The following is a 14,485-nucleotide window of genomic DNA, read 5'->3' as shown; positions in this document are numbered from 1 at the left end:
CAAAGTTTTATATTATTTTAATACCAAAAAAGTAGAATCTACTCTTTGTAATACCCATTCACAATAAAAGATTCATTGGGTTTAGCATTAAAATTAAAACCTCTACGCATGACAATTACAATAGCACAGTCAACATTGCCATAGGTAGGAGGCACTATATTTTCAAAAATCATAATTTTTTCAACAGATGATGGACTAATATCAAAATCAATATTCGCCATATCTTCTTTTAATAACATTTGAGAATCAATAAATACACGAAGGTTTGCAAACCTAATACCACGCCCTCTCATTAACATCTCTAAAATGCTTGACATTGAAGGTTTATTTACAATCTTTTTTTCTTCAATAACTATGCTAGGCGATATCCCATTTATTGCATTTGGGTCTAGTTTCTTAGCTTTTACAACTATTTCTTCGAGCATTATATTTTCTCGCTCTTTCCTGATTTTCTCTAAAGTCAAAGTGTTTTTTTTCTTTTCTAATTCGGTCAATTCATAAGAATTATCAACCAGCTTCCAATTAATAGGCACTTTTTGTCGATTAATTGACGGAACAGATAATGCGGTATCCATGGTTATGGTATTATTCGGTGCTACAAATGTTACTCGTTTTTTACCATAAAAATCAAGATTTTCAAAAATAAACTTATCCTTGCTGGTAATAAAGAATGGAGTTGTCTTTTGTGTTGTAGTATCATCTTTTGTTGCGGTCAAAACCATTGAGAGTTGCATTTCTTTTTTTTGTTCCTTACCATTCAATCGACTTACTCTTCCAGAAATAGAAAGACCCTTTTCAATAGTAAACGGAAGTGATTTGATAAAGAATAATGAATGGGAAGGTTGTTTTGTCAATAAAATAATATCGTTCGTTAAAATATCAACAAGGGAATCACTTGCGGGTATTTCAACGGAACGTTCAGCTAATTCGGTGCTATTCTTATCGATTAAAAAACATTGAATGATTCCTTTTAAATCATTTTTAGGAATGTTGATTAGCAACGATGGTTTATTATTCTGATAATATTTCCAATAAATTAGCTCACCATTATGCATTAAAACCAAACCAATCGAATCCGTTTTAGCATTATTGTTTTGTATGAAAACGCGTATTTTTTCTTTATTACTCAAATTATCTACCATCAATACAGAACCTTCTGTTTTTGTTTTTGGCAGATAAAATATCTTGTTTTTTACAATAACTTGATACTTTTCATCCAATTTAGGTACTAAATCAAAAACTGCAAGACCCAATGTGTCTGTTTGTGTGTTTACCAAAGTGTCTTTTTTGTTGTTTATCAGCAGAAATGGAACACTTATTTTTAAACCAAAATTATCTTTGGTTTCAATCACAATTTTAGACTTTAATCCATTAACCAATTGACCTCCTTCCACATGAATCAGTAAAGTATCAATGTCTGTTTGTTTATTGACTTTAGACATTTCTTCTTTAAAATTTTGAGAGAAAACTGTGAAGTTTTGTGTAAAAAAACCATTTTCTGAAAAATTTCTCATCCAATTAGTATAAGCCCTTATTTGATAATTACCCGTTACTAACTCTGATGGTAGTGAAACAGAAAGAGAAACTTTTCCATTCTCCATTTTCAAAATATAGTGTTTTATTAACTTACCATTAGCTAAATCAATGAAGTCAACATATAAAGGAATACTTAATTCTGTTTCTTTTTGAGTATCCGATTCTTTGACAATCGCCATCAAGCTAAGTTTTTCGCCCGCTAAATAATAATCTTTAATTCCCGAAGCACAAACTATTTCTCTTGGATTTTCAACTACTTTTTCAAGAAAATGTGGCGTTTGTGCAAGGGAATTCGAAGTTAAAACAGACAGCAATAAAATTATATAAAGTTTCATATGGTTGTTATTTAGGTGGTTAATGTTGTGGTTTTATTGAGACAATGCAACAACTAACTGAATAGTTGTATTACAAAAAAATTATTTGAGTAATTCTCTCAAAATCACAGTTAAACAGTCTTGTTTGATGAAACAAAAAATATTTTTATTAGTATGCTTGCATAATAATTTTAAAAACATTTATCTTTGTAACAGTATGCACGCATAATAATTTCACAGGCAATATTCAACTATAAATACCATGACAGCAACCGAAAACAAAGCATCGATAAAAGGTGGCGAATTTTTGATAAAAGACGTAGAAGCTCACCAAATTTTCATTCCTGAAGAATTTACGGAAGAACAACAAATGATTGCCGAAACGTGTCGTGATTTCTTGAAAACAGAAGTTCATCCACGCCTCAACGAAATCGATTCAGCCAAATCTCCAGAATTAATGTCAACATTGATGACAAAAGCAGGTGAATTAGGACTTTTGGGCGTGGCGGTTCCTGAAGAGTATGGCGGTTTTGGTATGAATTTTAATACTTCGATGTTGGTTGCTGAGGCTCTCGGAACTGGTCACTCGTTTTCGGTGGCTCAATCGGCTCATACAGGTATCGGAACTTTGCCGATTGTTTATTATGGAAACGAAGAGCAAAAAGCAAAATATTTACCACTTTTGGCTTCTGGTGAGTGGAAAGCCGCTTACTGTTTGACAGAACCAGATTCGGGTTCAGATGCTAATTCGGGCAAATCGAAAGCTGTTCTTTCGGGAGATGGCAAACACTATATCATTAATGGCCAAAAAATGTGGATTACCAACGGTGGCTTTGCGGAACTATATATTGTTTTCGCAAAAATTGATGATGACAAAAGCCTTACTGCATTTATTGTAGAAAAATCGTTTGGTGGAATTACGATGAACGAACCTGAGCATAAACTTGGTATCAAAGGCTCAGATACTCGTCAAGTTTTCTTTAATGATTGTCACGTTCCTGTTGAAAATATGCTTTCAACCCGTGGAAATGGGTTTAAAATTGCCGTAAATATTCTAAATATTGGTCGTATCAAATTAGGTATTGCCGTAGTTGGTGGCTCGAAAGGTTCATTGAATTATGCTATTAATTACGCCAACGAACGCAAACAATTTGGGGTTTCGATTGCTACTTTTGGAGCAATAAAATATAAATTGGCAGAAATGGCAACACGTATTTTTGCTTCTGAAACAGCTAATTACCGTGCAGGACAAAATATTGATGATGCCATTGAAGATTTAAAAGCACAAGGATTAAATGATGCCGAAGCAAAATTGAAAGCTTTGGAGCAGTTTTCTATCGAATGTGCAATTATGAAGGTACATAGCTCGGAAGTTCTTGACTATGTAGTTGACGAAAGTTTACAAGTTTATGGCGGAATGGGTTATTCGGCCGATGCTCCAATGGAGCGTTCGTACCGTGATGCTCGTATCAATCGTATTTTTGAAGGCACAAACGAAATCAACCGTATGTTGATTGTTGATATGCTTTTGAAACGTGCCATGAAAGGTGAAATTGATTTAATGGGTCCAGCAATGGCGGTTGCCAAAGAAATCATGTCGATTCCTGATTTTGGAGCTTCTGATGATGAAACAATTTTTGCGGCAGAGAAAAAAGTATTGAAAAACTTGAAAAAAGCTGCATTGATGGTTTCTGGAGCGGCTGTTCAGAAATTCATGATGTCGCTTTCGAGTGAACAAGAAATTTTGATGAATGTTGCAGATATGGCTATCGAAATTTATGTAGCCGAATCAGCATTATTAAGGGTAGAAAAATTAATCGGTATCAAAGGAGAGGCGGCTTGTGAATTGCAAAAAGATATGGCATTAATTTATTTGAACGAAGCTGTAACTAAAGTTAATAACGCAGGACGTGAAGCGATTACCTCTTTTGCCGAAGGTGATGAGCTAAGAGTGATGCTCATGGGCTTGAAAAGGTTCACGAAGATTGAACCAATGAACCTCAAAAATGCTCGTCGTCGTGTAGCCGACGCCATGATTGCGGAAAACAAATACATTTTTTAAAGAATAGGGTATATTTTTTAAAATGGCTTAGAATCAACAATTAAAAACCAATAAACCGTCTTTCTATTTTGAGAGGCGGTTTTTATTTTAAACTTGGTACAAATTGCCAAAAATCAGATACGCCAATATACTTTTCAGTTTTGATAGCCGTTGAACCAATATAATAACCAAATCCAATATATACTTTACCTGAGACCATGGCGGTGGCAACCTTGATATTTCCACTTCCTGGATAAGTTGCAAAATTACGCCATTGGTTTGTTTGAGGGTCGTACTGCCAAATATCTCTAAATCCTTTTGCTTCGGTTTTACTTTGTCCAAGGCCATAATAGATTTTATCATCTACGCCAAACATCGTTCCTTCGTAACGGTCTTCTCCTGGGAAATCTGCTTTTTTTGTCCAAATATCTAAATCTGTGTCATATTGATAAAAATCTTTGGTTCTAATTTTTTCATCTTGACTTTCAGCAATCATAAAACCATAATCTTTATGCTTAATTTTGGCAGATGACATTACAAATTTATCAAAAAAATCGCCTGAAAATGGTTTCTTTTTTTCATAAACTTGAATCTTGCTTATGTACCAAAGCTGTTTTTTTTCATTATTTTCAATAAAATACCCTCCATTGTTGGCCATAAAACTTGTCAGCAGCGTATTTGGTACGATTTCGCCACTTTGGTTAAAATCCGATCTTAACCAACGGTCTTTAAAAAACTCAATACCTGTTGGATAACTTTCATCAATAGAATATCCACCACCAAATAAAGAGAAATAAAGCACATCTACACGGTTAAAAACAGCTAAGGGGCCAATCAAAATGGGTGAATAACGAGGTTTCCCTTCACTTTTTTGTAAAGTCCAATAATTATTTTCAGGAATATACGAACCTGCAATAATTGTGTTGGCATCAATATTTCCCATTATGTCAATATGACTGAAATTATCTACTTTCAAGTGGTCGTTTAATGTATCTGGTCTTGCCATGACGCAAGTATAAAGGTTTTCGGATTGTGTCCTAAGAAGCCCATTTGAATATTCAAAATTAATTGGAGACGCTAGTTTTTTCCACATAGGCGAATCTGGCGTGTACGTTGGAGGTATTTCCTGAGCTGGTGTTTTATCAACTATTGGAAGCTCATTCTTTTTACACGCGAAAATTAAAATTATCAAACTACTGACGAGTAATTTTGTGGCGGTCTTTTTCATAAAAAATATTATTTCCATTCTACGGGTGGAGTACAGCCATAAGAAGGATAAGTGGTTTCGCAATTTCCAGAAAGGCGTGTTGTTACTACAACTGGTGGACGAAGATTTATGCTTTCTTCGGTTGAAAAACTTAGATTGGCGGGTTCAACCATTAATCTTTTGGTAGTCACGCCCGAAACACCAAAAAAACCTAAAGCAAAATCTTTATCATTTTTTTCATTTACTATATTTCCAATAATCGTAGCTGGCAACGGGTCAAAAATACTTCCTGTACGTGTTTTTTGCTCTTCATATTGTTGCCAAAAAAGATACGCTTCTTGTGAAATAGACATCTGCTTTACTTCGGCATAATGTCGAGAAAGTGGAGCGGTTTCTTCAATGGGTGAAAAAAGCACCAAGCGTTTTTTTATTTCATTTCCATTGATATATCTATCTGAAAAAATATTAGCAGCATCTTCTCGATTATATGCCCAACAAGACGTACTACATGTGCCGTTGGCATTTCCACTCTCATTTGAGTTTGACGGTCCAATTGTTGATTTCAAACTTATCGAATAGCTTTTCCAACGGTAATAATCAACCGAATTGGCTGGGTCTTTTGTATCAATATAAAATCGAATAAAGTTCTTGATTTTATTGGCATAAATATTCGTTATTGGTGAAACGTCTTTCATTAACTGAGGCTTAGTAATATAGACTTTTCCATCGGGCATTTCTATTCGCAACGCATACGTTCGACCAATTTCGCACCTAAATTTTGCGTCTGTTTGATAAAGTGCTGGTTCGTAAATATTTTGTTTGAATCGTACCGAGTTTCCCTTCTCGTCCGATAATATTACTCTCGCACCATTCACAGCCAAATTTGATGTAATAATGCTACCCGAAACAAACTTTCCTGAATAGCTTAACCGCAGATTATATGGCGGAGCTTCATTGGTTACTTCACCATCAACAACCAAAATTGGCTCTTCGTTTCGATATGGCAATTCCAATTCTTCAATGCACGATAATTGCATCATAACAGCCAAAAACAATAATATTATGTTCTTTTTCATAGTTTCAGAAGTTGTATGTGACTGATATTGCTGGAATAATATTTCCAAAAACCGACAAACGATACGCTCTAATTGAGTTATTGAATCGAGCAAAATAAACCGAATACGGGTTTCGCTGACCATACAGATTATAAAATGACAGTGAATATGTCTTGTATCGTTTTTGGTCAGATGTTTTTCGACTGTCTTTTATTAAGGCCACATCTAAGCGATGATAAGCAGGAATTCTATCAAGATTTCGTGATGAATAATCAATTACGGTTTTTCCTAAAAGTCGATAGGTTCGGTCTGGATAGGTTGCGGGGCGACCAGAGGCATAAACAAAATTGGATGAAAACGTCCAACCATTTCCTAAAAATTGTTGAATCGAAATCGATAAATTATGCGGCTTGTCAAAGGTTGACGGAAACCATTGGCCTCGATTAATTTGTTCGGTTGGAAAATCTGAATCTACTTTAGCTAGCGTTCTTGAATAAGCATACGCAAATGAGCCTTTCAAGTTTCCTTTGTTTTTTTGAACACTAACCTCTACCCCATAAGCCTTACCTTTAGCAGCCAAAAGCTCGGTTTCGAGGTTTGGATTGAAAAATAATCTAGCTCCATTTTTATATTCTACTAAATTCTGAATATTTTTATAATACGTCTCTATCGACGTTTCGTATGTATTATCTTTAAAGTTTTTGAAAATACCCAATGCCAATTGGTCAGCAATTTGTGGCGGAATGTACGTGTCAGAAACTTTCCAAAAATCGACAGGAGAAATAGCAGTAGTATTTGAAATCAAATGAACATATTGCCGCATTCGATTAAAGTTCACTTTAATAGCAGTCGTTTTTGACAAAGCAACCCTAAAAGAAAGTCTTGGTTCTATACCGCTGTATTGCTGAATTGGTTTGCTTTTGGCAAATAAAATACTGTCTTGAATTGTCTGATTGGTTCGTGATTGTCCTTCAACATAATTAAAGACCAATTTTGGACCTAAATTCTGAAAAGATGAATAACGAACACCTGCTTGCAAGCTCAATTTTGGATTAATCGTCCAATCAAAACTTAAATACGGTGATGTTTCACGAGCAAATTCTCTTGGAAGTTTTATCGAAATGATATTTGACTTCTCCAAATCAGGTTGTAAATCGCCTTGATTAATTGCATAGTCTATGACATTCGCTCCAATTTCAGCCTTAACTTTTTCGTTTGGCGTAAAAAGAGCAAATGCTCGCAATTCGTTGTGTTGAATTTTTGAACTTAACGTAAATTCATAATCTTGCTGAAAACCTTGTGTTCCGAATTTATAATTACAATAAATACCTTGTATATTTAGTGAAACTGACTTGCTCACATTACTGCTATATTGCAAACTTAGGGTTTGTGTTTTGGCAAAATAAAGTGTATCATCGGCAAATTTAAAATTATCAAAACTTCCATAAGTATTGAGTGTCAGCACATTTTTTGCATTAATTTTATACTGAAGTTTGCCGTTAAAATCATAAAAGAAAGCTTTGCTTTTATCGGAAGGGGCAGGAAATTGCTTTATCATAAAATTGGGATAGGCAATTCGTCCTGCGAGCATAAAGGTTAATTTATTTTTCAAAATTGGCCCCTCAAATACAGCTTTTGTTGTAATCAGACCAACGCCAACTGAGCCTTTAATCTTTTCATTATTACCGCTTTTGGTATTCATTTCAAGCAAAGAAGATAAACGGCCTCCGTATTGAGCTGGAATTCCTGCTTTATATAATGAAACGTTCGATAAAGCGTCCGCATTCACACTACTCAAAAACCCCAAAAGATGAGATGTATTATAAATAGGCATTCCATCGAGTAAAACTAAATTTTGGTCAACTCGCCCACCACGAACATTAAATCCGCCCGCCCCCTCTCCTACTGTCGTAATACCAGGCTGTAAAGTCAATGCCTTTATGATGTCTGTTTCACCAAAAACAACAGGGATTTTCTTGAGATTTTTCATTTCAAGTTTTACAACACCCATTTGAGTTTCTTTAATATTTCGGTCTTCTTTGGTGGTTTTTATTTCCACCTCTTCTAATTCGCCCACACGAGTAGAAAGCGGAATTATTTTAGATATATTTTGATTAAGGTTTATGGTAAAAGATTCGGGACGATAACCAAGTGAACGAACAGTAATTGTATATCCACGAGCAGGAAGGCGAACACTAAACTTGCCCAAACTATCCGTAAGTATTCCCCCCGATAAACCCGAAAAAAAAACACTTGCTTGTGGCAATCCTTGCCCCGAAATATTATCCGTAACTGTACCTGAGAGAAAAAACTTTGTTTGGGCAACAAGGCTCAATGAAAAACAAAGAAAAAGAAAACTAAGTAGCGTAGTTCTCATATCGGTTGCCTGAATTTATTGGTTAAAGTATAATATCAAAAATACACATTATTTTCTAAAAGTTATCCTTAGAAACCATTAGTATACAAAAATAATAGCGTTTCTTCATGCTTTTACTTATATGCTTGAAATAGAAGGTTTTTTATTTTTTAGAAAATCGTTACCTTTGAGCCACAAACAGATGTGGACATATAAGAATTAACATTTGAGATATGTCATCATAACTTATTATTCGTAATTCTTTTAACGTAATCAATCGCACGGGCGACCCCGTCGAAAATTCAAATCATGGCATACGGACTCCTTAAAGGTAAAACTGGTATCATTTCTGGTGCATTAAATGAAAAATCAATCGCTTGGAAAGTAGCTTTGAGAGCGAAAGAAGAAGGTGCAAAAATCGTTTTGACAAATGCACCAATCGCAATGCGTATGGGCGAAATCAATAAATTGGCTGAAATTTGTGAAGCTCCAATCATTGCGGCTGATGCAACATCGGTTGAAGATATTGAAAATCTTTATATTAAATCAATGGAATCCTTCGGTGGAAAAGTTGATTTTGTACTACATTCAATCGGAATGTCACCTAATATTCGCAAAGGAAAAGCTTATGGTGATTTGAACTACGATTGGTTTTTGAAAAGCGTTGATATTTCGGCCTTATCATTCCATAAATTTTTACAAACTGCCGAAAAATTAGATGCAATCAATGAATGGGGTTCGGTTGTTGGATTAAGCTATATGGCTGCTCAACGTACGTTTCCTTTTTACACTGACATGGCGGAAGCAAAAGCTATGTTGGAATCAATTGCTCGTAGCTATGGCTACCGTTACGGCAAACTCAAAAAAGTACGTGTAAATACCGTTTCGCAGTCACCAACAGAAACATCTGCGGGTTCAGGTATTGGTGGTTTTGATAAATTCTTTGATTTTGCTGATAAAATTGCTCCATTAGGAAATGCCTCAGCCGACTCTTGTGCCGATTACGTAGTTACGTTATTTTCTGACCTTACTCGTATGGTAACAATGCAAAACCTTTTCCACGATGGTGGTTTTGTAAACACTGGTATTTCGGAAGATGTAATGGCTTTAATGGAAAAATAAGCTTTTAATATATCTCAAAAATCCCCAATAGTTGAAAAGCTATTGGGGATTTTTTTGTACTTTTTAAAGTATTAGCTGTGATTATTACGTAAAATGAACTATTTGGTATAATTTTTCCATTATTTAAGTGAAACCAAAAAAAATTATGGAAACATTAGGATACATAGCGGGCATTTTGACGACATTGGCGTTTGTACCGCAAGTTTTACAAATTTATAAAACCAAATCAGCCAAAGATGTTTCATTGGCCATGTTCTTGATTTTTACAACGGGTGTAATTATGTGGTTAGTTTATGGAATAAAAGCTCAAGCATTTCCAGTAATTGCTGCCAACGCCATTACCTTGATTTTATCTTTAGTAATTTTATTCTTTAAGTTTAAATATCGAAAAACGTCTGTTTAGTTTCTCGGCTTTGCTCAAACAAATGTTTGTTTATGAGAAACACTAATAGCTATTTCTTCTCAATAATTTCGTCAATTACGAAAAATGGGCGTTTTTTCACTTCAATGTAAATGCGACTGATATATTCGCCAATTATACCCAACATTGTCAACATTACTCCACCCAAGAAAAACATTCCAACAGCCAAAGATGCCAAGCCTGGTGTTTCTTCTGGTGTATGTCCAAAAACTTTGAAGCCAAACAATCGGTGAATTAGAAAAAAAACACCTACAATAAGAGAAGGTATCGCAATTGTTATTCCTAAATAAGTAGAAAGTCGCAACGGAAAACTCGAAAAGCCAAATAGCCCATCAAGAGCTAATTGTATCAATTTCTTGAGTGTATATTTTACTTCGCCTGCAGCTCGCTCTGCTCGCTCGTAAGTTACTCCAATTTGTTTGAAACCTGCATAAGCACGCATTCCACGAATAAAACGAATTTGTTCGGGCATATCATGAACAAGTACATTCACGACTTTTCTATCCATTACACAAAAATCTCCCGAATCAAGCGGAATTTCAATATCCGAAATGGCAGCCATGATTCTATAAAAGCTCGAATATGCTATTTTCTTAAAAAACCCTTCTTTTCTTTTTGTTCTGATAGCATAAACTACTTCATACCCTTCACGCCATTTGTCCAAAAAACGATACAACTCTTCGGGCGGGTCTTGTAAATCTCCATCCATGATTATAATTGCATCTCCTTTTGCTTCTTGGATTCCTGCTGAAATAGCGGGTTGATGCCCAAAATTTCTCGAAAGTTTTATCACCCTTACGTGTGTATCTTTTTCTGCCATTACTCTCATCATAGTCAATGAACTATCACGAGAGCCATCATCAATCAATACGATTTCATAATCTTCTTTCCAAGATGGAGCAGCATTGGCTAGACGGGTGTAAAGATTTTGTAGGTTTTCTTCTTCGTTATAAATTGGGATAACAATTGAAATCATGTGTTTGCTAAGTAGGCGAGTATAAATGTTAATAATCAACAAAATAATTGATACCAACAATTCTCATTTTGTGAGTAATTAAAACTTTAATAGTTGCAAAGATATACTTTTTGAAGGAGAATAGGAATGTGAGGAGGTCAAGAAAGCAAAAAAGTCTTACCTAATTGATAGATAAGACTTTTGTTTTTGAAGTGCGTACGATATAAAAACGCATAAATGTTCTAAAAAGTTTTAACCTTGAAAAACTATTTAACTATTTTCCAATTTACTATTAAAACCCAATTTTTGCAGAAAGTGATGCTCCCAAAGGAACAAAGTCAGCATTTATGCCCATTGTTTTACACGCTTCTGCCGCAACCCTGATTGAGTTATTAGTACTTCGTTCGTCTGGATAAATATGAACCATGTTTGCTAAAAACAGATTTTCGGTAGCTGTTTTGCAAGAAGGCACTTTCTCCGAAAAATTCAAATCACAAACAGTTGCTGCTGTATTAGTTTTGAAAACAAAGATGTTTTTTATCCAATCTTCTGAAAAATCAGGGTTTATTCGCTTCAACGGTGGAATCATTACAGCTTTTATTTCATCTTCGCTCATGGTTGCCAAATCTTCTGACATAGCAAAATAACGAGAAAGATAAATAATGTGTGAGCCGTTATATTCTTCTTTTGGAATAAAATTAGTATGCTCTATGACACCCCCAAAAGGAAAACCTTCGTCGGCAACATTCATCCAATAAATATGACTAAACGATTTTTTTAATTCTAAAATCGTACAAACGGCACCAAAATACTCAACGCCATTCGTGCCTAATGAACAATTTTTGATTTTATTAAAATAAATAGATGGAATCGTTATAAGATATTTTCCTCCTTCAATCGTTAGATTATCGGTAACAATTCCTTCAATTTTGCCATTATTAATTTTAAATTCTTGAACAGCTTCGTTTTTAATCAACTCAACACCCATTTCTTGCAAACGAGTTACTAATACGTCCATCATTGTTTTCCAACTTCCATTGATGTAGCCGAGTCTTTCATCTCCACCTTTACGAGAATTTAGGCGTTGAGCCATTCGACCAATCATCCATGCTAATGGAACTTTATTGGCATAAGGTCCAAATTTGATATTGAGCATCGGTTTCCAAAGTGCATCCGTAATGTCTTTTCCTGCCCAACGATAAAACCAATCCAAAGTTGGTATTCCTTCGTTTTTTGTCCAATTAGCCAATTTTCCAAGAAAAAGGCTTGTTAGGCCAAAGCGTACTTTACCTATTAAACCAACAGGCTTGAATTTTAATAAATCAATAGGCGTGTTAAAATCATAGATTTTTCCTTTACGAAAAACACCCATTGTTGTTTTTTTGTAAAATGCCTTATCCGAAATTTTTAAGTCTTCTAGTAACCAACGCAGTTCGGCATCCTGCGTAAAAAAATGGTGATAGTAATGTTCTAGTTGATTTCCTCCAATTTCAAAAGTGTTCAAAAGTCCGCCAAATTTATCACTTCCCTCAACGACCGTAACCTTTACGCCTTGTTTCGCTGCAATATATGCGGCCGCCAGACCAGTCATTCCACCACCAATTATTGTAAGTTTTTCCATAAAAGTCGATTTAGTGTCACAATATTCTCTATTGTATTTTGATTATTTGTTCTTTAATTACTTTAAATTGATTATCTTGAAGTTTGCCGATTTGCATTTTAAACTCTCCAATTGGCAAATCGGGTTTTGCTATTATTGTATCTATACGCGTATTATAAAACCTTTGTGTTGACAAAAATGTGGAAAACTTATTTGCTTGTGTTTCCAAAGGAAAAGCCAATCGGTTATTTTTATTGGTAAATATTGCATAATAACCATCAAACCTTGTGTTAAATGGCACAAAAGCCTTTGTTATTTCGATACGAAAAAAGTTTGACCCCTCTATAAATTTTACATCTTCTTCTGCACTACCAATTACTTGGTTTTCATACAAAGCTTTATTCAAAACATCTATTTCGGCAGGTGGCGTATAATTTTTGAAATGAACTCGACTTATCCACAAAATATCGTTGACATATTTCATCACGCCATGTACAAATCCCGCATAATTATATGGAGGAATAGGAAGTTTTTGGTATTGGCTAATGGGTGCGTGGTCGTCAGGGTTTCGAGAGTTAGCAAAAGCATAATAAAAATAACGACCATTATTTTTCCAGTTTAGAATCGTTGTTCCAAAAAACTTACGACGGTTTTCAACATCATCCCAGCTTTCGTAATAAGAAAACGCACTAAATAAAATAGTAATAATGACCGATATCTTCAGGTATTTATCCCATTTTTTTCTTTCAATAAAGTTAAAAACGCTCAGGTAAATAATTATGAACAATATTAATGATACTGTTTTGTATCTGCTAACAAATGCTTGTTCAAGTCCTTGACTAGCTCTTGACGCCGCAAATGCAGCTCCGCTTAAACCTACAAACACAAAAGAAGCAAAAAGGTATAAATTGAATTTTGGATATTTGACAATATTTTGATACAAAATACTCGTTTTTTCAAGAGAAATGCTTTGTTTTTTTATTTTTAACCAAAAATAAAAAAAGGTAAATAATTGATAAACAACCCAAAGTATCATTAAAACACCTGCTGTAATGGCAACTGTATATTTAAGATTAATACTATAAAACTGCACAGTACTGTCAATTGGTGAACCAAAAAACGCAAAAAAATCACCAAGAATAATATGAGGATATTTTGTGAAATTTATCATCACATCAGGACGAATGCCTGGTTTTTTGAAATCGAAGAAATAGAGGAAGAAACAAAATACAAGAATACCTAAAAACTGAAATTTCTCACTTCGTGTTCGTGCATAAAAAATCAACGGAATAGCTGCTATAAAAGCAAACATTCCGTTTCCGTTGGTAAACATTGCCAAGAAAAACAAAAAGTTAGCTAAATAAAACGCCCATTTTTTTTGATAAAATAACAACAAGGAAAATCCCCAAAGGCCAAAAATAATTACAGTATTTGGTTGTAAGGATGTAATAGCCCAAAAGATATTTTCAATTGGTTGTGTATTGAAAATGATAAAAATAATAGGAATTAAATAGGCTAATTTGACATTTATTTCACGTAAAACCCTATAAAAAACAAAAGGAAGTATTAGCAAATAAGCTACTCCCATAAGCATCATTGTTTTGTAGTTTACTTCGCCAAATAAATGGTAACTCAGTAACGTACTTAGGCGAACGTACAAAATTCGGTGTTCGCACATTTGAGAAAACAGCAGCGTTATTTTATCGCTCACGGTTACTTGTTGCATCCAACTCGCCAAAAAACCTTCTATACCATGCCAATCGTCATTCCATCCGATATTGAAAGCATTCTGAAAAACAAACACATAAAAGACAACAATCGGCAATAAAATCAACAAGTATGTTATTAGTTTTTTATTCATGCTATATTTTGAAGAAA

10 protein-coding genes are annotated in these 14,485 nt (G+C 34.4%); 3 read left to right on the top strand and 7 right to left on the bottom strand.

The features are described from left to right. Positions 1-38: 38 nt before the first annotated feature. A complete protein-coding gene (locus MJQ71_RS15175) occupies positions 39-1,871 on the bottom strand; it encodes an alpha-2-macroglobulin family protein (protein ID WP_238807478.1) in 1,833 nt (610 codons plus the stop codon). A gap of 241 nt (positions 1,872-2,112) precedes the next feature. Here MJQ71_RS15175 and MJQ71_RS15170 point away from each other — a divergent pair, with 241 nt between their 5' ends. Then, positions 2,113-3,912 (top strand): acyl-CoA dehydrogenase FadE, encoded by a 1,800-nt coding sequence (locus MJQ71_RS15170; RefSeq protein WP_238807477.1) that lies wholly within the window; start codon positions 2,113-2,115, stop codon positions 3,910-3,912. An 82-nt stretch (positions 3,913-3,994) separates the two neighbouring features. Here MJQ71_RS15170 and MJQ71_RS15165 read toward each other — a convergent pair whose 3' ends face one another. The 3 genes from MJQ71_RS15165 to MJQ71_RS15155 are packed head-to-tail and all read right to left on the bottom strand — an operon-like array spanning position 3,995 to position 8,530. Further along, positions 3,995-5,119 (bottom strand): Kelch repeat-containing protein, encoded by a 1,125-nt coding sequence (locus MJQ71_RS15165; RefSeq protein WP_238807476.1) that lies wholly within the window; start codon positions 5,117-5,119, stop codon positions 3,995-3,997. An 8-nt stretch (positions 5,120-5,127) separates the two neighbouring features. Continuing rightward, on the bottom strand, positions 5,128-6,174 hold the full coding sequence (locus MJQ71_RS15160) for a DUF4249 domain-containing protein (RefSeq protein WP_238807475.1): 1,047 nt from the start codon (positions 6,172-6,174) through the stop codon (positions 5,128-5,130). 4 nt (positions 6,175-6,178) lie between these two features. After that, entirely contained in the window at positions 6,179-8,530 is a 2,352-nt protein-coding gene (locus tag MJQ71_RS15155) for a TonB-dependent receptor (protein ID WP_238807474.1), read from the bottom strand. Between the two features lie 288 nt (positions 8,531-8,818). On the opposite strand from MJQ71_RS15155, the gene MJQ71_RS15150 reads away from it, so the two are divergent. Further along, positions 8,819-9,631, top strand: a complete 813-nt coding sequence (locus MJQ71_RS15150) for an enoyl-ACP reductase FabI (protein WP_238807473.1) — start codon at positions 8,819-8,821, stop codon at positions 9,629-9,631. A gap of 145 nt (positions 9,632-9,776) precedes the next feature. After that, positions 9,777-10,034, top strand: coding sequence for an SWEET family sugar transporter (locus MJQ71_RS15145; protein ID WP_238807472.1), 258 nt, complete (start codon positions 9,777-9,779; stop codon positions 10,032-10,034). A gap of 49 nt (positions 10,035-10,083) precedes the next feature. On the opposite strand, the gene MJQ71_RS15140 is transcribed toward MJQ71_RS15145, so the two are convergent. From MJQ71_RS15140 to MJQ71_RS15130, 3 genes are all read right to left on the bottom strand, one after another. After that, positions 10,084-11,028, bottom strand: a complete 945-nt coding sequence (locus tag MJQ71_RS15140) for a glycosyltransferase family 2 protein (protein WP_238807471.1) — start codon at positions 11,026-11,028, stop codon at positions 10,084-10,086. A 271-nt stretch (positions 11,029-11,299) separates the two neighbouring features. Continuing rightward, positions 11,300-12,628, bottom strand: coding sequence for an NAD(P)/FAD-dependent oxidoreductase (locus MJQ71_RS15135; RefSeq protein ID WP_238807470.1), 1,329 nt, complete (start codon positions 12,626-12,628; stop codon positions 11,300-11,302). 28 nt (positions 12,629-12,656) lie between these two features. After that, the gene (locus MJQ71_RS15130) at positions 12,657-14,468 is read right to left on the bottom strand and encodes a hypothetical protein (protein ID WP_238807469.1); all 1,812 of its coding nucleotides are present in this window, start codon (positions 14,466-14,468) and stop codon (positions 12,657-12,659) included. Between the last annotated feature and the right edge of the window lie 17 nt (positions 14,469-14,485).

It is taken from the genome of Emticicia aquatica (assembly GCF_923079645.1).
GTDB lineage: Bacteria > Bacteroidota > Bacteroidia > Cytophagales > Spirosomataceae > Emticicia > Emticicia aquatica.
The sequence above is the reverse complement of the archived record's forward strand: the minus strand, read 5'-3'. Positions and strand labels throughout refer to the sequence as shown.

Bases quoted from the DNA above. Each gene is read 5' to 3' on its own strand.
- MJQ71_RS15155 (WP_238807474.1), bottom strand. From the start codon at position 8,530: ATGAGAACTACGCTACTTAGTTTTCTTTTTCTTTGTTTTTCATTGAGC.
- MJQ71_RS15165 (WP_238807476.1), bottom strand. From the start codon at position 5,119: ATGAAAAAGACCGCCACAAAATTACTCGTCAGTAGTTTGATAATTTTA.
- MJQ71_RS15150 (WP_238807473.1), top strand. From the start codon at position 8,819: ATGGCATACGGACTCCTTAAAGGTAAAACTGGTATCATTTCTGGTGCA.
- MJQ71_RS15130 (WP_238807469.1), bottom strand. From the start codon at position 14,468: ATGAATAAAAAACTAATAACATACTTGTTGATTTTATTGCCGATTGTT.
- MJQ71_RS15145 (WP_238807472.1), top strand. From the start codon at position 9,777: ATGGAAACATTAGGATACATAGCGGGCATTTTGACGACATTGGCGTTT.
- MJQ71_RS15170 (WP_238807477.1), top strand. From the start codon at position 2,113: ATGACAGCAACCGAAAACAAAGCATCGATAAAAGGTGGCGAATTTTTG.
- MJQ71_RS15140 (WP_238807471.1), bottom strand. From the start codon at position 11,028: ATGATTTCAATTGTTATCCCAATTTATAACGAAGAAGAAAACCTACAA.
- MJQ71_RS15135 (WP_238807470.1), bottom strand. From the start codon at position 12,628: ATGGAAAAACTTACAATAATTGGTGGTGGAATGACTGGTCTGGCGGCC.
- MJQ71_RS15160 (WP_238807475.1), bottom strand. From the start codon at position 6,174: ATGAAAAAGAACATAATATTATTGTTTTTGGCTGTTATGATGCAATTA.
- MJQ71_RS15175 (WP_238807478.1), bottom strand. From the start codon at position 1,871: ATGAAACTTTATATAATTTTATTGCTGTCTGTTTTAACTTCGAATTCC.